The 17,669-nt window shown below is 64.8% G+C and carries 23 protein-coding genes; 10 read left to right on the top strand and 13 right to left on the bottom strand.

The features are described 5' to 3' along the window. The first annotated feature begins 28 nt into the window (after window positions 1-28). On the top strand, window positions 29-388 hold the full coding sequence (gene hisI, locus ACU0DV_RS21595; protein ID WP_100930358.1) for a phosphoribosyl-AMP cyclohydrolase: 360 nt from the start codon (window positions 29-31) through the stop codon (window positions 386-388). Here hisI and gluQRS read toward each other — a convergent pair. The 4 genes from gluQRS to ACU0DV_RS21575 all read right to left on the bottom strand — a co-directional run bounded on the left by gluQRS (window position 385) and on the right by ACU0DV_RS21575 (window position 3,825). Then, window positions 385-1,236, bottom strand: coding sequence for a tRNA glutamyl-Q(34) synthetase GluQRS (gluQRS, locus tag ACU0DV_RS21590; protein WP_446241815.1), 852 nt, complete (start codon window positions 1,234-1,236; stop codon window positions 385-387). The genes hisI and gluQRS overlap by 4 nt on opposite strands. A gap of 175 nt (window positions 1,237-1,411) precedes the next feature. Beyond that, a complete protein-coding gene (locus ACU0DV_RS21585) occupies window positions 1,412-1,624 on the bottom strand; it encodes a hypothetical protein (RefSeq protein WP_100930360.1) in 213 nt (70 codons plus the stop codon). Then, complete coding sequence (gene trmFO / locus ACU0DV_RS21580) at window positions 1,621-2,979, bottom strand: methylenetetrahydrofolate--tRNA-(uracil(54)-C(5))-methyltransferase (FADH(2)-oxidizing) TrmFO (RefSeq protein WP_446241816.1); 1,359 nt, start codon at window positions 2,977-2,979, stop codon at window positions 1,621-1,623. Before trmFO ends, ACU0DV_RS21585 begins: the two co-directional genes overlap by 4 nt. A gap of 60 nt (window positions 2,980-3,039) precedes the next feature. Then, the gene (locus tag ACU0DV_RS21575) at window positions 3,040-3,825 is read right to left on the bottom strand and encodes an enoyl-CoA hydratase (protein ID WP_446241817.1); all 786 of its coding nucleotides are present in this window, start codon (window positions 3,823-3,825) and stop codon (window positions 3,040-3,042) included. Between the two features lie 54 nt (window positions 3,826-3,879). On the opposite strand from ACU0DV_RS21575, the gene ACU0DV_RS21570 reads away from it, so the two are divergent. After that, window positions 3,880-4,305, top strand: coding sequence for a PaaI family thioesterase (locus ACU0DV_RS21570; RefSeq protein ID WP_100930363.1), 426 nt, complete (start codon window positions 3,880-3,882; stop codon window positions 4,303-4,305). Window positions 4,306-4,431: 126 nt separating this feature from the next. After that, entirely contained in the window at window positions 4,432-4,587 is a 156-nt protein-coding gene (locus ACU0DV_RS21565; RefSeq protein WP_157815055.1) for a hypothetical protein, read from the top strand. A 96-nt stretch (window positions 4,588-4,683) separates the two neighbouring features. Here the strand turns inward: ACU0DV_RS21565 and speE are convergent, their stop codons facing one another. The 3 genes from speE to ACU0DV_RS21550 all read right to left on the bottom strand — a co-directional run bounded on the left by speE (window position 4,684) and on the right by ACU0DV_RS21550 (window position 6,682). Then, window positions 4,684-5,538 carry a polyamine aminopropyltransferase gene (speE, locus tag ACU0DV_RS21560; protein WP_283980221.1) on the bottom strand — a complete coding sequence of 285 codons (855 nt, stop codon included), beginning with the start codon at window positions 5,536-5,538 and terminating at the stop codon, window positions 4,684-4,686. Between the two features lie 190 nt (window positions 5,539-5,728). Then, window positions 5,729-6,238, bottom strand: coding sequence for an adenosylmethionine decarboxylase (speD, locus tag ACU0DV_RS21555; RefSeq protein WP_100930365.1), 510 nt, complete (start codon window positions 6,236-6,238; stop codon window positions 5,729-5,731). A gap of 219 nt (window positions 6,239-6,457) precedes the next feature. Continuing rightward, on the bottom strand, window positions 6,458-6,682 hold the full coding sequence (locus ACU0DV_RS21550) for a DUF1127 domain-containing protein (protein ID WP_283980219.1): 225 nt from the start codon (window positions 6,680-6,682) through the stop codon (window positions 6,458-6,460). Window positions 6,683-6,776: 94 nt separating this feature from the next. On the opposite strand from ACU0DV_RS21550, the gene ACU0DV_RS21545 reads away from it, so the two are divergent. The 5 genes from ACU0DV_RS21545 to ACU0DV_RS21525 all read left to right on the top strand — a co-directional run bounded on the left by ACU0DV_RS21545 (window position 6,777) and on the right by ACU0DV_RS21525 (window position 10,949). Beyond that, window positions 6,777-8,168, top strand: a complete 1,392-nt coding sequence (locus ACU0DV_RS21545) for an aminotransferase-like domain-containing protein (RefSeq protein ID WP_446241864.1) — start codon at window positions 6,777-6,779, stop codon at window positions 8,166-8,168. Window positions 8,169-8,194: 26 nt separating this feature from the next. Further along, a complete protein-coding gene (locus ACU0DV_RS21540; protein WP_446241818.1) occupies window positions 8,195-8,698 on the top strand; it encodes a GNAT family N-acetyltransferase in 504 nt (167 codons plus the stop codon). A 149-nt stretch (window positions 8,699-8,847) separates the two neighbouring features. After that, on the top strand, window positions 8,848-9,306 hold the full coding sequence (gene rplM / locus ACU0DV_RS21535; protein ID WP_100930369.1) for a 50S ribosomal protein L13: 459 nt from the start codon (window positions 8,848-8,850) through the stop codon (window positions 9,304-9,306). Between the two features lie 2 nt (window positions 9,307-9,308). Then, on the top strand, window positions 9,309-9,803 hold the full coding sequence (gene rpsI / locus ACU0DV_RS21530) for a 30S ribosomal protein S9 (RefSeq protein ID WP_100930370.1): 495 nt from the start codon (window positions 9,309-9,311) through the stop codon (window positions 9,801-9,803). A gap of 108 nt (window positions 9,804-9,911) precedes the next feature. After that, window positions 9,912-10,949 carry a glycosyltransferase family 2 protein gene (locus ACU0DV_RS21525; RefSeq protein WP_446241819.1) on the top strand — a complete coding sequence of 346 codons (1,038 nt, stop codon included), beginning with the start codon at window positions 9,912-9,914 and terminating at the stop codon, window positions 10,947-10,949. Here the strand turns inward: ACU0DV_RS21525 and ACU0DV_RS21520 are convergent. The 3 genes from ACU0DV_RS21520 to ppk2 are packed head-to-tail and all read right to left on the bottom strand — an operon-like array spanning window position 10,936 to window position 13,404. After that, window positions 10,936-11,793: a hypothetical protein gene (locus tag ACU0DV_RS21520; protein ID WP_446241820.1), complete on the bottom strand. Its 858-nt coding sequence runs from the start codon at window positions 11,791-11,793 to the stop codon at window positions 10,936-10,938. The genes ACU0DV_RS21525 and ACU0DV_RS21520 overlap by 14 nt on opposite strands. 57 nt (window positions 11,794-11,850) lie before the next feature. After that, entirely contained in the window at window positions 11,851-12,468 is a 618-nt protein-coding gene (locus tag ACU0DV_RS21515; protein ID WP_100930373.1) for a TetR/AcrR family transcriptional regulator, read from the bottom strand. A 60-nt stretch (window positions 12,469-12,528) separates the two neighbouring features. Continuing rightward, complete coding sequence (ppk2, locus tag ACU0DV_RS21510; protein WP_446241821.1) at window positions 12,529-13,404, bottom strand: polyphosphate kinase 2; 876 nt, start codon at window positions 13,402-13,404, stop codon at window positions 12,529-12,531. Between the two features lie 127 nt (window positions 13,405-13,531). On the opposite strand from ppk2, the gene ACU0DV_RS21505 reads away from it, so the two are divergent. Then, a complete protein-coding gene (locus tag ACU0DV_RS21505) occupies window positions 13,532-14,353 on the top strand; it encodes a L,D-transpeptidase (RefSeq protein WP_446241822.1) in 822 nt (273 codons plus the stop codon). Between the two features lie 2 nt (window positions 14,354-14,355). On the opposite strand, the gene ACU0DV_RS21500 is transcribed toward ACU0DV_RS21505, so the two are convergent. Both ACU0DV_RS21500 and ACU0DV_RS21495 read right to left on the bottom strand, forming a co-directional pair. Next, a complete protein-coding gene (locus ACU0DV_RS21500) occupies window positions 14,356-15,324 on the bottom strand; it encodes an alpha/beta fold hydrolase (protein WP_446241823.1) in 969 nt (322 codons plus the stop codon). Window positions 15,325-15,343: 19 nt separating this feature from the next. After that, window positions 15,344-16,264, bottom strand: coding sequence for a homoserine O-succinyltransferase (locus ACU0DV_RS21495; RefSeq protein ID WP_100930376.1), 921 nt, complete (start codon window positions 16,262-16,264; stop codon window positions 15,344-15,346). A 126-nt stretch (window positions 16,265-16,390) separates the two neighbouring features. Here ACU0DV_RS21495 and ACU0DV_RS21490 point away from each other — a divergent pair, with 126 nt between their 5' ends. Then, entirely contained in the window at window positions 16,391-16,981 is a 591-nt protein-coding gene (locus ACU0DV_RS21490) for a hypothetical protein (RefSeq protein WP_370313917.1), read from the top strand. A gap of 84 nt (window positions 16,982-17,065) precedes the next feature. Here ACU0DV_RS21490 and ssb read toward each other — a convergent pair whose 3' ends face one another. After that, on the bottom strand, window positions 17,066-17,596 hold the full coding sequence (ssb, locus tag ACU0DV_RS21485) for a single-stranded DNA-binding protein (RefSeq protein ID WP_446241824.1): 531 nt from the start codon (window positions 17,594-17,596) through the stop codon (window positions 17,066-17,068). Window positions 17,597-17,669: the final 73 nt, after the last annotated feature.

The following is a 17,669-nucleotide window of genomic DNA, read 5'->3' as shown; positions in this document are numbered from 1 at the left end:
AGCGTGGCAAGCAAAAGGTTTTTCATCCATGTCCTTCGATCCTGCGACCTTGGTCTATGACGCAAACGGCCTGATCCCCTGCATCGCCCAGCAGGAGGACACCGGCGAGGTACTGATGATGGCGTGGATGAACGCCGACGCCGTCGCCCGCACGCTGGAGACCGGGCGTGTCACCTATTGGTCGCGCTCGCGCCAGGCCTTCTGGGTGAAGGGGGAAACCTCCGGTCACACGCAGGCGCTGGTCGATCTGCGGGTGGATTGCGACCGGGACTGCCTGCTTGCGGTGGTCCGGCAAGAGGGGCCCGCCTGCCACACGAACCGCCGCTCGTGCTTTTTCACCTCCGTCACGGGCGAGGCAGAGACGGAGCTGATGGCACCGATGATCTAGAGCCCGACGAGGGCGCGGATGTCCTCCGGCGTCTTTCCGTCGTCGCGGTAGGTGGCGATGGCGCGGGCATCGTCGCGCTTGGCCAGCCGCTTGCCCGCCTCGTCACGGATCAGGCGGTGGTGATGGTAGACGGGCGTCGGCAGGTCCATCAGGGACTGCAGCAGCAGGTGGATCTGTGTCGCGTCGGCAAGGTCTTCGCCGCGCACGACGTGGGTGATGTCCTGCGCGGCGTCGTCAAGCACGACAGACAAATGGTACGATCCGGGAAAATCTTTTCGGGACAGTACGATATCGCCCACATTTGAGATCAAGTGTTCGGCAGATACATGTTTCGGCCCGGGATTCACGCCGGTTTCGAGGTAGCCGAACACCGGGCGCCCCGCCAGCGCACGCGCCATGTCGAGGCGCAGCGCCACGCCTTCGGGCATCGGGCCGGTGGGGGGCGCGGAGGGGCGGCAGGTTCCGGGATAGACGGGGCCGTCCGGTCCGATCTTTGGCTCCGCACCTTCCTGCGGAGCGCTGGCGGCCTCGGCAATGTCGCGGCGGGTACACGTGCAGGGATAGAGCACCCCGTTGTCCCACAGGGCCTTGAGCGCTGTCATGTAGGTCGGCAGCCGGTCGGTCTGCCGCATGGGTGGTTCATCCCACGTGATCCCCAGCCAGGTCAGATCGGCGTAGATCCGGTCTTCCCATTCGGGGCGCGACCGGGTGGTGTCGATGTCCTCGATGCGCAGAAGAAACGTTCCGTCTTCGGCCCGCGCCTTGTCATGGGCGAGCAATGCGGAAAATGCGTGGCCGAGGTGAAGGGGGCCGGTCGGGCTGGGTGCAAAGCGCGTTCTGAATTTCACGTTTTTTCAGGTGCTTAAATGGTTGGGTTCAAGTTGACTTGCGGCAGGTCATGTTGGCTGTCGGAGACTGAAGGGCCGTGTTCCGCTTGTGCCCGGATCGTCGGGGACCCCAACAAGAAAAACGCGCACCCACGGTCAAAGGGTGCGCGTGCAACAACGGTCGCGTCAAGGCCTGTCAGTCGTCGCGACGTCCATAGCGGCGCGCGCGGCGCTCTTCGCCGGCCTGGTAGATCAGGATCCACGCGAGGACGATGAACATCGGATGCGTCAGGCCGCCGGAGAAGATGATGGCGGGCACCCAGATGATGAAGACGACGATAGACAGGATGATCCGCCCCAAGAGCAGGATCGACAGCGGGGGCAGGAAGAGGGCGAGGACGTAGTTCATGCGGGCTCCTTCTGAGTGGCGAGCCAGCGGCTCCATTCTTCCTTGGCGCGGTCGGTGTAGCCCTTGTAGCGCTCACGCCGTCCCTTGCGGCCTCCGCGCAGCCCGTCGAGGGGACGGAACAGGCCGAAGTTGACGTTCATCGGCTGGAAGGTCTTGGCCTCTGCGCCGCCGGTGATGTGGTGCACCAGCGCTCCATGGGCGGTGTCCTGAGGGACGACGGGCAGCGGCTGGCCGAGGATCTCGGCGGCGGCCATGCGACCGGCCAGAAGTCCCATCGCGGCGGATTCCACGTAGCCCTCGACCCCGGTGACCTGGCCGGCAAATCGGATGTTCGGCTTCGACCGGAGGCGCATCTGCGCGTCGAGCAGGGTCGGCGCGTTCAGGAAGGTGTTGCGGTGGATCCCTCCAAGGCGGGCGAAACTTGCATTCTCAAGTCCGGGGATCATTTTGAAAACAGAGGCTTGCGCGCCATACTTCATCTTCGTCTGGAAGCCGACGATGTTGTAGAGCGTCCCCAGCGCATTGTCGCGCCGAAGCTGAACCACCGCGTATGCCTTTTCCTCCGGCTTGTGCGGGTTGGTCAGGCCGACGGGCTTCATCGGGCCGTGGCGCAGGGTTTCGCGTCCGCGCTCGGCCATGACCTCGATAGGCAGGCAGCCGTCGAAGTAAGTGGCCGTCTCGCCGTCGTGGAATTCCGTCTTGTCGGCGGCGAGGAGCGCGTCGATGAAGGCCTCGTACTGCGGTTTGGTCATCGGGCAGTTGATGTAGGCCTTCTGCTCTTCCTCCGTCTCACCCTTGTCGTAGCGCGACTGGCGCCAGGCCACGTCCATGTCGATGCTCTCGGCATAGACAATGGGGGCGAGGGCGTCGAAGAAGGCGAGCCGGTCGGCGCCGGTCTCTGCCTGAATCGCGGCGCCGAGGTTTTCCGAGGTCAGCGGGCCGGTGGCAAAGATCCATTGGCCCTCGGACGGCAGCTCCGACACCTCCTCGTGGCTGATCGCGATATTGGGGTGGTCGGTCAGCGCCTTGGTGATGGCTTCGGAAAACGGGTCGCGGTCGACGGCCAGTGCACCGCCCGCGGGCAGCCTGTGCCGGTGCGCCGTCGTGATGATCAGCCCTTCGGCGGTGCGCATCTCCCAGTGCAGGAGGCCCACGGCGTTCTGTTCGTCATCGTCTGAGCGGAAGGAGTTGGAACAGACCATTTCTCCCATGTTGCCAGTGCGATGCGCGAAAGTCTTCACGTGCGGACGCATCTCGTGGAGGACCACGGAAACGCCCATGTTCGCCGCTTGCCAGGCCGCTTCCGACCCGGCCATGCCGCCGCCAACGATGTGGAGTGTATCTGTCTTTGCCATGCGCGGGAGGTAGGCGAAGTTTCGGGGATTTCCAAGTGTGCTTTATGGAATTCCGCCGGGTTACTTCGCCCAGTCCGGCGCGCGTTTCTCGAGGAAGGCGCTGATCCCCTCGTCGGTGTCGCGCCACAGCATGTTCTCCACCATGACCTCGCCGGTATAGGCATAGGCCTCGTCCAGCGGCATGCTCATCTGGTCGTAGAAGGCGGATTTGCCGATCTTGACCGCGGCGGAGAGTTTCGAGGCGACGGTTTCCGCCAGCGTCCGTGTCGCATCGGCCAGCTCGGCCTCGGGCACGGCGGCGTTGATGAGGCCTGTGGCCTCGGCCTCTTCGGTGGTCATGAAGCGGCCTGTGGTCAGCATCTCGAACGCCTTCTTGCGGGGGATGTTGCGCGAGAGGGCGACCATGGGGGTAGAGCAGAACAGTCCGATGTTCACGCCGTTGACGCCGAAGCGCGTGCCGCGCGCGGCCACCGCCATGTCGCAGGAGGCGACCATCTGGCATCCCGCAGCGGTGGCGATCCCGTGGACCTGTGCGATGACGGGCTGGGGCAGGCGGGTCAGCCCGGCCATCACGGAGGCGCAGCGCCGGAACAGGTCTGCGAAGTAGGCGCGCCCGTCGTCATCCGCCTGCCGGGCCGCCTGCATCTGCTTGAGATCGTGACCCGCGCAGAACGCCCGCCCTTCGCCAGACAGGATCACGACGCGCGTGTCGCGGTCCTCTGCCAGCGCGTCGATCTGGTCCTGAAGGGCAGCCAGCATCTCGTCCGACAGGGCGTTGAGGTTCTGTGGCGTGTTCAGGCGCAGGTGGGCGATGTGGCCGGTGTCGTGGCGTTCCAGAATGGGCATCTTGTCCTCCCTTTTGCGGCAAGGTTAGCTGTCGCGACAGATGGAGGAAAGCGAATGCCTGTGATGACTGCGGACGAGATGACGGAATTTCTGGATGAGGTGTTTCCGCAGGTCAGGGGCATGTTCGGCATCGACGAGCTTGGCGACAGCCGGATCGTCATGCGCCTGGTGAACGACGAACGGCACCTGCGTCCCGGTGGAACGGTGTCCGGTCCCGCGATGTTCAGCCTTGCGGATGTGGCGGCCTATGTTGCGGTTCTGGCCAACGTGGGGCGGCAGGCGCTGGCGGTGACGACGCATTGCTCCATTGATTTCATGCGCAAGCCCGCGTCGGGTGTGGACTTGCTGGCCGAGGCGCGCGTGCTGAAGATGGGCAAGGTGCTGGCGGTGATCGACGTGCTCTTGTTCAGCGAGGGCAGCGACAAACCCGTGGCTCACGCCAGCCTCACATATTCGATTCCGCCGCGTCCCGCGGGTTGACTGACCTGTGGCGCGCAGGCCACGGGTGCGCGTCTGGGTCGTTTTGTGGGAACGCGGTGCGTGTTTTCGCGTTTACCTCTCACAAGCGACGCCGCAAACCGTCGCATTGCTGAAAGGAGACACGACATGAATATCGGAGGACTTATCCGCCGCGCCGTGGGCGCCTTCGCACGGTCGCGCACTCACGGGCATTACCGTGGCCACAGCACCTACGGTCACCACCAGAGCGCCGAAGCGCAGGCCGCCCGCGGGTTGGCCCGCATGGCGAAGAAGAAGCTCTGAACCTGACCGCTTTCGAGCGAAAAGGGCGCGTCCTGCCGGGCGCGCCCTTTTGCTGTGTGGGATGGGACGTGGACCATGCGGTGCACGCCACGCGCATCAGGGGAAGAGCTTCCGGATATAGCCGGGCAGGGCGAAGGCCGCCTTGTGGACCTCGGCCGTGTAATACTGCGGGCGGATGCCGCTGGCGCAGAAGCGTGTCTGAAGGGTGTTCACGTCGGTGTGACGCGCGCCGCTGTCGGTGCCCCAGCCGAAGGCCATCGGACCGCCCGCGTAGCTGGGCACGGTTGCGAGGTAGCAGGTGGCATCGGCAAACAGTGCCTGGAAGGCGCGCATCGTCCGGGTCAGCTCATCCCCCTGCATGAAGGGCACGCCATTCTGTGTGACGATGATGCCGCCGTCTTTCAGCGCCTTGCGGGCGTTGGCGTAGAAATTGTTGGAATAGAGCGCTTCGCCGGGGCCGATCGGATCCGTCGAATCCACGATGATGACGTCATACCCGCCCTTCGTGGTCTTCATGAAATCCGACCCGTCGGCGATCACCAAATCCAGCCGCGGATCGTCGAAGGCGCCGTCGCTGATCGTCGGCAGGTAGCGTTTGGAGAACTCCACCACGCCCGCGTCGATCTCAACCATGGTGATGTGCTTGACCGTCTTGTGGCGCAGTGCTTCTCGGGCCATGCCGCCGTCGCCGCCACCCACGATGCAGATCCGGGTCGCCGCGCCATGGGCGAAGATCGGCACATGGGTCAACATCTCGTGGTAGATGAAGTTGTCCTTCTCGGTGACCTGAACCACGTCGTCGAGGGTCAGAACCCGGCCAAAGGTCTCGTTCTGGATCACCCGCAGGCGCTGATGGTCGGTCTGGCTGTCGTACAGAACATCGTCCACCCGCATCGCCTGGGCGTAATCGCCGTGAAGCTGTTCGCGCATCCAGCGCGGTGTGTCGTCCATGGTCTCCTCCTGCCCATGCGACCACGATTAGCGTAACCGCATGATTCCACAATGACGCTGACGCCGGAAGGTTCCCTTGGGTCAACAAATGTGAATGTCCCGAGGGCCCGGCGGGGCCGGCCTTCGGGACAGGATCGGCGCGCCGAGAGGGGTGGCGCGCAGCGGGTTTAGCCGGGGCAATCCCGTTCGTTCAGGCGGCGATCCCGGCCTCTGCCACCACACCTTCGCCGCGCTTGAGTTCACGGACCCGGACGTCGGCGGTGTCAAACGCCTTTGCCAGCACGTCGACGGCCAGCCACGGCTGCGCGTCGCCGCACATGAAGACGTCGAAGGCACCATAGCCGATTTCCGGCCAAGTGTGGACCGAGATGTGGCTTTCCGCCAGCACCGCCACGCCGCTCACGCCCTGCGGGCTGAACTTGTGCGTGTGGATGTGCAGCAGCGTCGCGCCGCAGGTGTCCACGCAATCGCGGAATGCCTGCTGGATTCGCGCCTCGTCATCGAGGCCTGTGCCATTCACCACCTCGATGATGAGGTGCGTGCCGGCAAAGACGGCGCCGTCGCGGCGGATGAAATGGTCGTCGCGCTGTTCGTCGAACACGTCGCGCGCGGTGGGTGCGGGACAAGTCCCGGTGGTGTCTTCCTCGTGGGCGCCAGTCTCCAGACCGTACCCCAGTTGGAAGAGGGTGATGTCCTTCATGACATTCGCCTCCTCAAGCCAGCAGTGCGTTCCAGTCGGTTCCTTAGCGCCCCCCTGAACTGCAGGGTTGGGATCGGTTCCGAAAGTCCGGCTCACGTAAGGGGTGAGGGCGCGACGATCAAGTATTAATTCTGCGGGTGCGAGAGATTATGCCGGCGGGCGGGAGTGATGCCCGCCGGCGGCCCCGGAGCGAGGGTTCCGGGGCTTTGTCTGGCAGGGTTACTGCCAGAACCTGCGGTTGGCCTCGTGCCGCGCGGTCAGCGCGTCGATTCCCACGTCCTTCAGCATATGGGCGTCGAGGTCGGCGAGCGCCTGTCGCGTGCGCCGCTTTTCAGCCCATTTCGCCGAGGCGACCGCAACACGCAGCGCCATGCTTGCCACCAGCGGGAGCGGGCGGCTCGTCTCGAGGTAGGTCAGTGCTTCACGCGTGACGATCTGTGCCATGGGAAATCCTTTCAATTGTATTGACACAAAGTACATGTATTCGGTATCTTGATTGATACAATGTGTTCTGGAGAGGGTCGAGCCAATTATTGTGATGGATACAATTTCGAAACTCTATGAGTCGCAGCAGGCGGGGCCCAAGTATCGCGCCGTCGCTGACGCCCTGAAGCAGGCGATTGCGCAGGGCGATCTCGCAGTCGGAGACCGCTTGCCCCCGGTGCGCGAACTCGCCTGGCATCTGAAGATCACCCCCGGCACGGTCGCCCGCGCCTACACCATCCTGACCGACGACGGCCTGGTGGTGGCAGAGGTCGGGCGCGGCACCTACGTGGCCGACCGAAAGCGGCCGCCTACACCGGGGCCGCTGCTGAGTTTCGACGAGACGACGCTAGACAATATCAACCTGTACTTCTCGCGCCCGCCGGACGTGGGGCAGGTGGCCCTGATCAGCGACGGCATGCGGCGACTGGCCGACACGCCGCGCCGTTCACTGATGGACTACCCCTCCGCCGAGGCCTACGCGCCCGCCCGCAGGGCCGTGCTGCGCTGGCTGTCCGATGCGGTGCTGGGGCCGGCGGACGAAGACCAGGTCGTCCTGTCGCACGGCGGTCAGTCCGGCGTGTCACTTGTCTTGCAGTCCGTGCTGAAGAGGCCGTCGCCGGTCGTGCTGGTGGAGGAGGTCTTCTACCCCGGTTTCCGCCGCGCGGCGCAGCTGGCACGGGCGGAAATTGTGCCGGTGCCGATGGATGCGCACGGATTGATCCCCGCTGCGCTCGATGAATTGTGCCAGAAACACGAGGCGCAGGTGCTTTGTACCAGTGCCGAGGTGCACAATCCCACCGGATTGTTCACTCCGCCCGAGCGCAGGGACGAGATTGCGAAGGTCGCCGCCCGGCACGGGCTGAACGTGCTGGAGGACGACTGCTACCGTCTGGGACCGTCGCGGGCGCCAACCTACCGCGCGCTGCTGCCGGATCTCGGCTGGTACGTGAACTCCCTGTCGAAGACGCTGGCGCCCAGTCTCAGGATCGGTTTCGTGGTGGCCCCGGCGGCGCAGGCGCGCCGCTTGCGGCAGATGGCGGAGCACGGCTTCTTCGGGCTGTCCGAACCGCTGGCCATGCTGGTGGAGGACCTGCTTCAGCGGGAGGAAACCTACGAGGTCACGACCCGCGCCCGGGAGGAGATTGCCCGTTACGTGCGTGCCGCGGTCAACATCCTCGGGCGATACGATCTGACATGGAACGAACAGGTGCCGTTCCTCTGGCTGAGATTGCCGCAGGGCTGGCGCGCGGGCTCCTTCGCGCAGGCGGCCGAGGCGCAGGGCGTGCGCATCCGCGCGGCAGAGGAATTCGTGACCCGCGACGGACGAGTGCCCCACGCCGTGCGGATCGGTGTGAACGCGCAGCTGTCACTGAAGACCTTCGAAACGGCAATCGCGCGGCTGCGGGACATGCTGGACAACCCGCCGGAACGGATGACGGTATGACTTGGGCCGGGGAACTGCCGGCCCGCATGCTGGGTGCAACGCTTGACCTGCGCCCGCTGGTCGAAGCCGATCGCGAACCGTTGTTCCAGGCGGCCTCCGATCCCGGGATCTGGGCGGGTCATCCAGCCAGCGACCGGCATGAACGCGCGGCCTTCACCACGTACTTCGACCATCTGCTGACCTCTGGCGGCTCCGTCACCGTACGCAGGCGCCACGGCGGGCAGGTCATCGGCTGTTCGCGTTTCTACGAACCGCCGGAAACACCCGGAGGGATCGCCATCGGATCGACCTTCCTTGTTCGCGCGGCGTGGGGCGGGGCGGTGAACCGCGAACTGAAAGCGCTGATGCTCGGATGGGCCTTTGAAAGGCACGACCACGTGTGGCTGCATATCGACCCGGAAAACCTGCGATCCCAGCGCGCGACAGCCAAACTGGGCGCGAGTCTGGTGACCACGGCAGAGCTTGTTATGGCGGGCAGGCGGGGCCAAAGGCAATGCTGGCGGCTCGATCGGGACGATTTTGTGGGGTAAAATGATACCATAATTTCAAGCCATTGATTTATATAATGAAATTTGGATAAAGCGCGCTTGACGCGACCTAGGGGCGGCTTTATGAACCGTCCATCGAATTTCGGGCCGGGGGGGACCTCGGCCCTTCTCTATCGAAACGGACGACACACATGAAAACCTTCTCTGCAACTCCGGCAGACATCGACAAGAAGTGGATCGTGATCGACGCCGAAGGCATCGTTCTCGGCCGCCTCGCTGCGATCGTCGCCACACGGCTGCGCGGCAAGCACAAGCCGTCCTTCACCCCCCACATGGACATGGGTGACAACGTCATCATCGTGAACGCCGACAAGGTCCAGCTGACCGGCAAGAAGCGCGAAGAGAACTTCTACTGGCACACCGGCCACCCGGGCGGCATCAAGTCCCGCACGAAGGCGCAGATCCTCGAGGGAGCACACCCCGAGCGCGTGGTGCTCCAGGCCGTCAAGCGCATGCTTCCGGGCAACCGCCTGTCGCGCCAGCTGCTGACCAACCTGCGCATCTACGCAGGCGCGGAGCACCCGCACGATGCCCAGAACCCCGAAGTTCTGGACGTCAAGACCAAGAACTCCAAGAACACCCGGGTGTAATCATGGCTGAACAGATCAACTCTCTTGATGACCTCGCCAAGGCCGTGACCGACGATATCGGTGCAGTCCAGGGCGTCGAAGAAGCCCCGCGTGAGCCGGTTCGCGACGAACTCGGCCGCTCCTATGCCACCGGCAAGCGGAAGGACGCCGTCGCACGTGTCTGGATCAAGCCGGGCTCCGGCAAGGTCGTGGTGAACGGCAAGGACCAGGACAAGTACTTTGCGCGTCCGGTGCTCCAGCTCATCCTGCGCCAGCCGTTCCAGGTTGCCGGCGTCGAAGGCGAATTCGACGTGATGGCGACCGTGAAGGGCGGCGGCCTGACCGGGCAGGCCGGTGCGGTCAAGCACGGCATCTCCAAGGCTCTGCAGCTTTACAACCCGGAACTGCGTTCCGCGCTGAAGGCCGCCGGCTTCCTGACCCGCGACAGCCGCGTCGTGGAACGGAAGAAGTTCGGCAAGCGCAAGGCGCGCCGCTCGTTCCAGTTCTCGAAGCGCTAAGTTTTTTCCGGGTGCGTCGCGCACCCTGCGGACAATGCGAAGGGCGGCCCGATGGGTCGCCCTTTTTGCTGCTTTCCGCCTCGCACAGGGTGGGGTAAGCCTCCGCGCATGCTGAAGGTCACGCTAGAAGACGCCGGGGATCTCGCCCGCATCGTGCACGGAACGGTCGATCCGTCCCGGCTCACCATGTTTTCCACGATGAAGAACGAGATGACGTTCCTGCCCGCGTGGCTGGCGCATCATCGGTCCATCGGGTTCGAGCAATTCCTGATCTGGGATGATGCCTCCGACGACGGGTCGTTCGACTACCTGTCGGGGCAGGACGACGTGGTGATCATGCGGTCGGACCTGGGGTTCGGCGATGCCGTTCTGTACCGCGATCCGGACGGGGTAGAGAAGGCGGACCGCGCCGGAACCTATTTCAAGATCGCTCTGCCGCACCTGTTCTTCGACGGGGCTTATGTCGGCTATGTCGACGCGGACGAATTCCTGCTGTTGCCACCGGGCGTGACCTCCATTGCAGAGGTCGTGGCGCGGCTCGAACAGGAGGGCGCACCGTCGGCCGTGGCATCGGTGGTCGAGTTCTTTCCGGCGTCCGTCTCTGGCCTGAGTGGGTCTGTTCCGCAAAGCCTCGACGGTCTGCTGAAAGCCTATCCGTATTTCGAGGCGGAGAAATTGGTCGATCTGGTGCCGGACGCCCAGCCAAAGCTGGTGGGAAAGGCCAAGACAACGCGTCTTTTCAACACCTTTTCTGTCGAGCCCAAAGTTGTTCGAAGCGGCTGGCAGAGGATCTGGATGTCGTCAAAGGCGAAAAAGGCACAACGGTTTCAGAAGTCGGCGCGGCACAAGACGCCCCTGGTGCGGCGCGACGCGCAGACCCGGCTGACCGGCTCGCACTACGCCAACCTGCCGCCGTCACCGGATGTTCTGCTGTGCGTCGCGCATTTCGTCTTCACCGCTCAGTTCGCCGAAAAGATCGCCCGCGCGACCGAGTGGGGCGCACATGCCAACGGGGCCGCGAAGTACCGTTATTACGCGGAACTTCTGGACAAGATGGCTGGGGTGGAAAACGGGTTCCTGGGGGAGAACTCCGTCGCCTACGAGGGGCCGGAGCAACTGGTCGCCGCGGGGCTCATGCGCTGGTGAGCGCGTATTTCGCAGAGGGCCACAGCGTTGCAATCTGCGGGAAGAGGAGGGCGACGGCCTCGTAGACAGGGCGATAATGGGTGGCGATCTCGGCCACGATGTCCTCGGACAGGCCGCTGCCCTTGGCCCGTGCATTGACCGCCTGTCCTCCCGCGTCCGCATCCACGGGCACCTCGGCGAATTGGGCCAAGGCGGCGATTCCCTTTGGTGTGAACAACTCCTCGAACAGGCACAGATGGCTGTCCTGCGGTGCGAACACCTGCGCGATGGCGGTCATCGTCCGGTCGTAGCGTGTGCGTGCCTCCGCCTCTGCGCCGGCGTGGAAGGCGCGCAGCGGTTCGGTGTTGTCCTCGGAGGACGGCAGGCGATCCTTGGCCATTTCCATTCGCATGTGCGACCGGATGCGGTCCACCGGATCGCGCATCGAGAACAGTACCTTGACCGCAATTCCACGCTGTTCGAATCCCTGCTTGATCCTTGCGAGCGTCTCGGGCGGGAGGGCGGCGTAGGACGGGCTGATGTCGCCGGTCCGCACGATGCCTTGGCGATCCAGAAGCCCGGCAAAGTAATCGAAATAGGCCTCCGGGTCTGATTGCAATCGCCAGCGCAGGTGCTGGGCGGGCTCTGAGGCGCCGATACTCGTCTTGGCCGTGGCCCTCAGCCGCTCAACGGTGGAAGGGGGCGCAACCTTGTACCGGGCAAACACGCCGCCGAGGGTATGCTCCCAAACCTGATATTCCCCCAAACGCCCGAAATCCGACCCGGATTGCCGCGCCAGATAGGCTTGTATCCAGGTGGAGCCGCATTTCTGGCCGCCGAGGCCGAGGTAGAAGGTGGGGGTCATGGTGTCGTCCGGCTTGGTCAGTTGGCTAGGGCGGTTCGGTTCGAAACGGGTTTCGGCTCAGTTGTCGGGCGGGAGGAGGCCAAGGCCACGGAGATACACGCCGATGCCGCTTTCCAGCAGGTCTTCGGGCGGAAAGGGTGACTGTGTGCCCGGCGAATTCCGGGCGAACAGTTCCACCACGCCATGGGACAAGGCCCAGATATGGGCAGAGAACATCTGCGGCGGCGGCCGCTTCTCCGGCGGGATATGTTGCGACAACTCGTCGGCGGCCCGTTCCAGAACTCCGCGGGCGCGGGCGGAGACCTGCGCCAGTTCCGGCGAGTGGTTCACCGAGATGCCGCTTTCGAACATGGCGATGTAGTGACCGGGGTAGCGCCGGGCGAAGGCGAGGTAGGCGCGGCCCGTCGCCTCGAACGCTGCCAGCGCCGAAGGCTGCCCCTTGTCGTAGGCGTATTGCATGACGTCGGCGAAGATCTCGTACCCCTGGCGCGCGGCTTCGGCGATCAGGTCTTCGCGGCCCGCGAAATGGCGGTAGACCGCCGCGGGCGTGACGCCCGCCTGCTTGGCCGCTTCGGACAGGGTAAAGCCCGTGGGGCCCTTTTCCTCGATCAGTTGCAGGGCCGCTTCGACCAGCGCCTGCCGCAGGTTGCCGTGATGGTAGCCGCGTTTGCCCATGTTCGGGGGACACCTCCGTTTCTCAGGGACTTAGCCTGCGCGCCCGGGCAGGGAAAGGGCTCAGGCGTCCCAGATGTCCGGTCCGCCGCAAATCGCCGGGTCAGGATGGCCAAGTGCCTGCTGGTCCTTCCGTGAATAGTCGAGACGCGTCAGCACGTGCCGGATCGCGGACAGTCGCGCGCGTTTCTTGTCGTCCGACCGGATGATGGTCCAAGGCGCGGCGGCGGTGTGCGAGCGGTGCAGCGTCTCCTGGATCGCGGCGGAATAGGCCTCCCAGCGGCTCAGCCCCTCGACGTCGATCCAGCTCAGTTTCCACTGTTTCAGCGGATCGGATTCGCGTTTCAGGAACCGGCGGAGCTGTTCGGCCCGGCCCACGTTGAGCCAGAGCTTGAAGAGGTGGATGCCCTCATCGACCAGCATCTTTTCGAAGTCCGGGACCTGAGAGAAGAAGTGCTCCCTCTGCTGTGCCGTGCAGAAACCAAAGACATGCTCCACGACGCCGCGGTTGTACCAAGAGCGGTCGAAGAACACGATCTCGCCGGCGGCGGGAAGGTGATCCACGTAGCGCTGGAAATACCATTGGGTCGCCTCCCGGTCGGTCGGCTTGGGAAGCGCCACGACACGGGCACCGCGCGGGTTCAGGTTCATGCGGAAGCGGGCGATGGTGCCACCCTTTCCGGCGGCGTCGCGGCCCTCGAAGACCATGGCGATCCGGTGGCCTTCCTGCTTGGCCCACGCCTGCATCTTGACCAGTTCGATCTGCAACGCCTCGAGCTCTTTGTCATAGTCCTTGCCGGACATCTGTTCGGTGTAGGGGTAGCCCGCGTCGAGAATGTCGTTCTTGTCGGCTGAGGCGATCGCCGCCCGCACGTCCTTTGGAGCATCGTTTTCGGCGTATCGTGTGATGGCACCGTCAAAAGGCAGGTCTTGGGGCATGATTTCCGTCCGTTGGGTTGTCGTGAGTATGGCTTTGTGTGCGGATGATGGCAAACTGCTGCCGAGCGGCGGAACAATCGAGCCGGACGAACCGTTTGCCTTTCGAAGAATACTGGAAAGGCATCTCATGATATCGCAAGTCCCCAAACCGGTCGCCGGGCTGGTTCTTCTCGCGCTTGTGGCAGCCTGTGCGCGTCCGCTTCCCCCGGTCTCGGACGTGTCCGAGGCGCAACCGCAACCGGTGCCCAACGTGGCCATGACCGAAAACGGCTACCTGGCGGAGGTGGAGGTGCTGCCTCCCGAGCCGCCGCGCAAGCGTCCGCTGCAGCCCGAGACACGGTCCATGTACATGTCGACACAGGACAACGGTATGACCATTCCCGCGGTGCCGGAGAAATACCTCAGCGAGGAAAAGAAGCGCCAGCTGGTCGACTACTATGCGCCGTATCCGGCCGGCACGATCATCGTCGATCCGGGCGCCACGAAGCTGTATCACCTGCAGGGTAACGATCAGGCCATGCAGTACACCGTTGCGGTCGGTGCCGCGGGACGCGCGTTCAATGGCGAGGCGAAAGTGGCCTACCAGCGCGACTGGCCGCGGTGGACCCCGACGCAGAACATGATCAAGCGCGAACCGGAGGTCTACAACCAGTTCAAGGACGGCATGGAGGGCGGGCTGGACAATCCGCTGGGCGCCCGGGCCCTGTACCTGTACCGGAACGGCAAGGACACGCTCTACCGCATTCACGGCACGCGCAGCCCTGCCTCCATCGGGCACGCGGTGTCCTCGGGCTGTATCCGGCTGTTCAACCAGGACATCATCCACCTTGCGGAGCAGGTGAAGAACGGCGCGCGGGTGATCGTGCTGAACGAGAGCGAAACGGGCAAGTACCTGCGCGCTCCGTCCGACGTGGTGCAACTGGCCGAGGATGTGCTCGACGCGGGCTGAGGTCAGTCGTCGCCGCCATACCGGGCGCGCTCGTGGGCGCGCCGGATCGCCTCCACCACCGCGCCTTCGCGGACGTGGTGGGGCATGTGGCCCACGCCCTCCAGCACGGTCAGCCGCGCGTGGGGCAGACGGTCTGCCAGCGGTTCGGAGTGTATGCCAATCCCCACCGTGTCGTCCGCCGTGCCGTGCACCAGCTCCACCGGCATGACCGACAGCTTGTCATAGCGCGGCTCCAGTTCCGTGATCTGGTCGAGCAGACCCGCGCGGTGCAGCGCGTTGGCCTTCAGCGCCGTGCGCCGGATCGTCAGCGGCGCGCCGATGTGGCGGTCATAGCCCGGTGGCATGTCCTGCGGATCGAAGACGGTTTCCACCACTCCCTGCACGTAGCTCGACGGGACCCACGCCGCCTCGAACGGGATGGCGAGGGCGCCGAGGATCGGGTGCGAATTCACCTTGTAGAGCCGTGACATGCCGCCGTCCCATGGGTAGGACGGGCTGGCGGTCAGCACGAGGGCCGAGACGGTCTCGGGGAATTCCACGGCCCAGGCCAGCGCGACGGAGCCGCCGTAGCTCTGGCCCATGAGGACGGGCTTCTCCAACCCCAGCGCCCGGGTGGCGGCAGAGAGCAGCGCGGCCTGTTCCACGATGGTTTCGCCGCCGTCGTGCAGCCGGTCGGTATACCCCATGCCGGGCCGGTCGAAGGCGGTGACCCGGAAGCCCTGCGCCAGCCGGTCGACCAGCGAAAAGGTCATGTCGCGCAGGTTTCCGGACATGCCGTGGATCAGGACCACGTCCGGGCCTTCGCCCTTGGTCACGTAGTGGACGCGCGTCGTGCCGACCTCGACGAACTGGCCGGAGGGGGGGAAGGCGGCCTCTGCCGCGCGCTCGCGCAGACCAGCGCGCAGGTGGCTCAGCCCCCAGGCCGCGGCCCCGAACGCCAGAACGTATGCAGCCCACATCAGCGGTTTCACCTGTCCTCCGTCGTGTCGTTCATGACCCGATGGAGGATAGCTCGTAAGGTGTCGACTGGTAGATCTGGTTGATCCAGTTGCCGTAAAGAAGATGAGCGTGGCTGCGCCAGCGGTTCTGCGGCGTCAGCGCCGGATCGTCGCCCGGATAGTAATTCGCGGGCACGTTGATCGGCTTCCCGGCGGCGATGTCGCGGTCGTACTCTTCCTTCAGGGTGCCGGAATCGTATTCCAGGTGGTTGAAGATGTAGAGCGCGCGGTGCGCCGGGTCCTCGACGAGGCAGGGGCCGGTCGTCTCGCTGTCGATCAGGATCGGCAGGCCCGCGGCGGTGATCTCGGCGCGGTTCATCTCGGTCCAGCGGGAGACGGGGATGACCATGTCGTCAGAGAAGCCGTTCAGGTAAGGCGAGGTCGGCGCGCGGTTGATGTGCCGCACGGCGCCGAAGGCCTTGGCGTCCAGCATGTGCTTGGGCACGCCATGGAAATGGTAGACCATCGCCATCCCGCCCCAGCACACGCCGAAGGTGGAATGCACATGGGTCTGCGTCCAGTCGAAGACCTGCGTCAGTTCCTCCCAGTACGTGACCTCCTCGAAGGGCAGGTGCTCGATCGGGGCGCCGGTGATGATGAGACCGTCCAGCTTTTCGCCGGAGTCGGCCACCTCGGCGAAGGGGCGGTAGAAGGCCTCCATGTGCTCGGCGGCGGTGTTCTTGGTCTGGTGCTCGGTCATGCGGATCAGCTGGAAGTCGATCTGCAACGGCGTCGCCCCGATCAGGCGGGCGAACTGGTTCTCCGTCTGGATCTTCTTCGGCATCAGGTTCAGCAGCCCGATCCGCAGCGGACGGATGTCCTGCCGCGCGGCCTGTTCCTCGGACATGACCATGACGCCCTCGCGCGTGAGCACGTCGAAGGCGGGAAGGTCCGAGGGCAGGCGGATGGGCATGGGTCTGGTTCCTGAGGGTGATTGCGAGGGGCAGACATAGGCCAAGCCTTGCCGCCGAACAAGGGTTGCGCCGACTCGGGGGCTGTGGCCGTAATTCTCAGGACCATTTTTCTGGAGGGCATTTGAATGAAGTCTGTTGCAGCGGCGTTTTCCGTGGCGTTGGCCGTCCTGTCCGGCGGTGCGGTGGCGCAGACGAATTCCTGCATGGGCAACTGCCTGGCGAGCGAGGGGGACACCCCTGGCTATCACGCCTGCATCCGGCGCCTGTGCAATGCCAACCATGTCCAGCCCTCGACCCACATCCCGACGTGGAACGGCGGGGCGATCCAGGACGGCGCGATCCTCTGGGCGGGGATCGACACGCAGAACGGTCAGTCGGGGCTGTATTACTTCTGTCAGCAGGGCGGTATCAGCGATCTGCTGATCCCCGGCACGCCACCGGGCCAGCAGACCTTCTACCTGACGGTGGACGGCCAGACCTTCGAAAAGACGTTCCGCACGATCAGCAACGGAGTCACGGCGACGGTCGTGCCCGAAGAGCCGCTGATCCGCGCGATGCGCGGCGGCAAGGGCGTGGTGATCGAAAGCCAGCGCGGCGGCATGGTCATGGGTCTTCCGCTCATCAATGCCGAGGAGGCGCTGGAGGGCGCGCTGGTCGGGTGCGGCTTCATGGAGCCGGACGAGCGCCCGCTGGGGGCGGGGGAGCGTCAGGACTGACAGGGCGCGCCGCCCACGTGTCAGCGCAAAAAAAAACCGCCGCAGGATGTGCGGCGGTTTGTGTTTGCAGAACCCGGGACTGACTCAGAACGGGATCTCGTCGTCCAGATCGCGGGACGGCGCGCGGGAGGGGCCGGAACCGCCACCGGCGCTGCCACTGCCGCCGCGGTCGTCGTAACCGCGGTCGTCGTAGCCGCCGCCACCGTAGCTGTCGCCACCGCCGCCGAACGAGCCGCCGCCACCACCACCGCTGCCGCCATCGCTGCGGCCGTCGAGCAGGGTCAGCTCGCCACGGTAGGGGCGCAGCACGACCTCGGTCGAATAGCGGTCCTGACCAGACTGGTCCTGCCACTTGCGCGTTTCAAGCTGGCCCTCGATGTAGACCTTCGAACCCTTGCGCAGGTATTGCTCGGCGATCCGGGCCAGCGGCTCGGAGAAGATCGCGACCGAATGCCATTCCGTGCGTTCGCGGCGCTCGCCCGTATTGCGGTCCTTCCAGTTCTCTGACGTGGCGATCCGCAGGTTGCAGACCTTGCCCCCGTTCTGGAAGGTACGCACTTCCGGGTCGCGCCCGAGATTGCCCACGAGGATCACCTTGTTGACGGAACCGGCCATGTTTCTCCCTCTCGAAACCTAGAATCGCATCGGCGAATGTCTGCCGTTTCTACACGCGGTGCAAAGGGGGGGC

Source organism: Sagittula sp. (genome assembly GCF_052825245.1).
This window is presented reverse-complemented; position numbering and strand designations above follow the sequence as displayed.

What these genes read in the sequence shown, in the direction of transcription:
- hisI (WP_100930358.1), top strand. Translation starts at nt 29, where the DNA reads ATGTCCTTCGATCCTGCGACCTTGGTCTATGACGCAAACGGCCTGATC.
- ACU0DV_RS21585 (WP_100930360.1), bottom strand. Translation starts at nt 1,624, where the DNA reads ATGAACTACGTCCTCGCCCTCTTCCTGCCCCCGCTGTCGATCCTGCTC.
- trmFO (WP_446241816.1), bottom strand. Translation starts at nt 2,979, where the DNA reads ATGGCAAAGACAGATACACTCCACATCGTTGGCGGCGGCATGGCCGGG.
- ACU0DV_RS21575 (WP_446241817.1), bottom strand. Translation starts at nt 3,825, where the DNA reads ATGCCCATTCTGGAACGCCACGACACCGGCCACATCGCCCACCTGCGC.
- ACU0DV_RS21570 (WP_100930363.1), top strand. Translation starts at nt 3,880, where the DNA reads ATGCCTGTGATGACTGCGGACGAGATGACGGAATTTCTGGATGAGGTG.
- ACU0DV_RS21565 (WP_157815055.1), top strand. Translation starts at nt 4,432, where the DNA reads ATGAATATCGGAGGACTTATCCGCCGCGCCGTGGGCGCCTTCGCACGG.
- speE (WP_283980221.1), bottom strand. Translation starts at nt 5,538, where the DNA reads ATGGACGACACACCGCGCTGGATGCGCGAACAGCTTCACGGCGATTAC.
- speD (WP_100930365.1), bottom strand. Translation starts at nt 6,238, where the DNA reads ATGAAGGACATCACCCTCTTCCAACTGGGGTACGGTCTGGAGACTGGC.
- ACU0DV_RS21550 (WP_283980219.1), bottom strand. Translation starts at nt 6,682, where the DNA reads ATGGCACAGATCGTCACGCGTGAAGCACTGACCTACCTCGAGACGAGC.
- ACU0DV_RS21545 (WP_446241864.1), top strand. Translation starts at nt 6,777, where the DNA reads ATGGATACAATTTCGAAACTCTATGAGTCGCAGCAGGCGGGGCCCAAG.
- ACU0DV_RS21540 (WP_446241818.1), top strand. Translation starts at nt 8,195, where the DNA reads ATGCTGGGTGCAACGCTTGACCTGCGCCCGCTGGTCGAAGCCGATCGC.
- rplM (WP_100930369.1), top strand. Translation starts at nt 8,848, where the DNA reads ATGAAAACCTTCTCTGCAACTCCGGCAGACATCGACAAGAAGTGGATC.
- rpsI (WP_100930370.1), top strand. Translation starts at nt 9,309, where the DNA reads ATGGCTGAACAGATCAACTCTCTTGATGACCTCGCCAAGGCCGTGACC.
- ACU0DV_RS21525 (WP_446241819.1), top strand. Translation starts at nt 9,912, where the DNA reads ATGCTGAAGGTCACGCTAGAAGACGCCGGGGATCTCGCCCGCATCGTG.
- ACU0DV_RS21520 (WP_446241820.1), bottom strand. Translation starts at nt 11,793, where the DNA reads ATGACCCCCACCTTCTACCTCGGCCTCGGCGGCCAGAAATGCGGCTCC.
- ACU0DV_RS21515 (WP_100930373.1), bottom strand. Translation starts at nt 12,468, where the DNA reads ATGGGCAAACGCGGCTACCATCACGGCAACCTGCGGCAGGCGCTGGTC.
- ppk2 (WP_446241821.1), bottom strand. Translation starts at nt 13,404, where the DNA reads ATGCCCCAAGACCTGCCTTTTGACGGTGCCATCACACGATACGCCGAA.
- ACU0DV_RS21505 (WP_446241822.1), top strand. Translation starts at nt 13,532, where the DNA reads ATGATATCGCAAGTCCCCAAACCGGTCGCCGGGCTGGTTCTTCTCGCG.
- ACU0DV_RS21495 (WP_100930376.1), bottom strand. Translation starts at nt 16,264, where the DNA reads ATGCCCATCCGCCTGCCCTCGGACCTTCCCGCCTTCGACGTGCTCACG.
- ACU0DV_RS21490 (WP_370313917.1), top strand. Translation starts at nt 16,391, where the DNA reads ATGAAGTCTGTTGCAGCGGCGTTTTCCGTGGCGTTGGCCGTCCTGTCC.
- ssb (WP_446241824.1), bottom strand. Translation starts at nt 17,596, where the DNA reads ATGGCCGGTTCCGTCAACAAGGTGATCCTCGTGGGCAATCTCGGGCGC.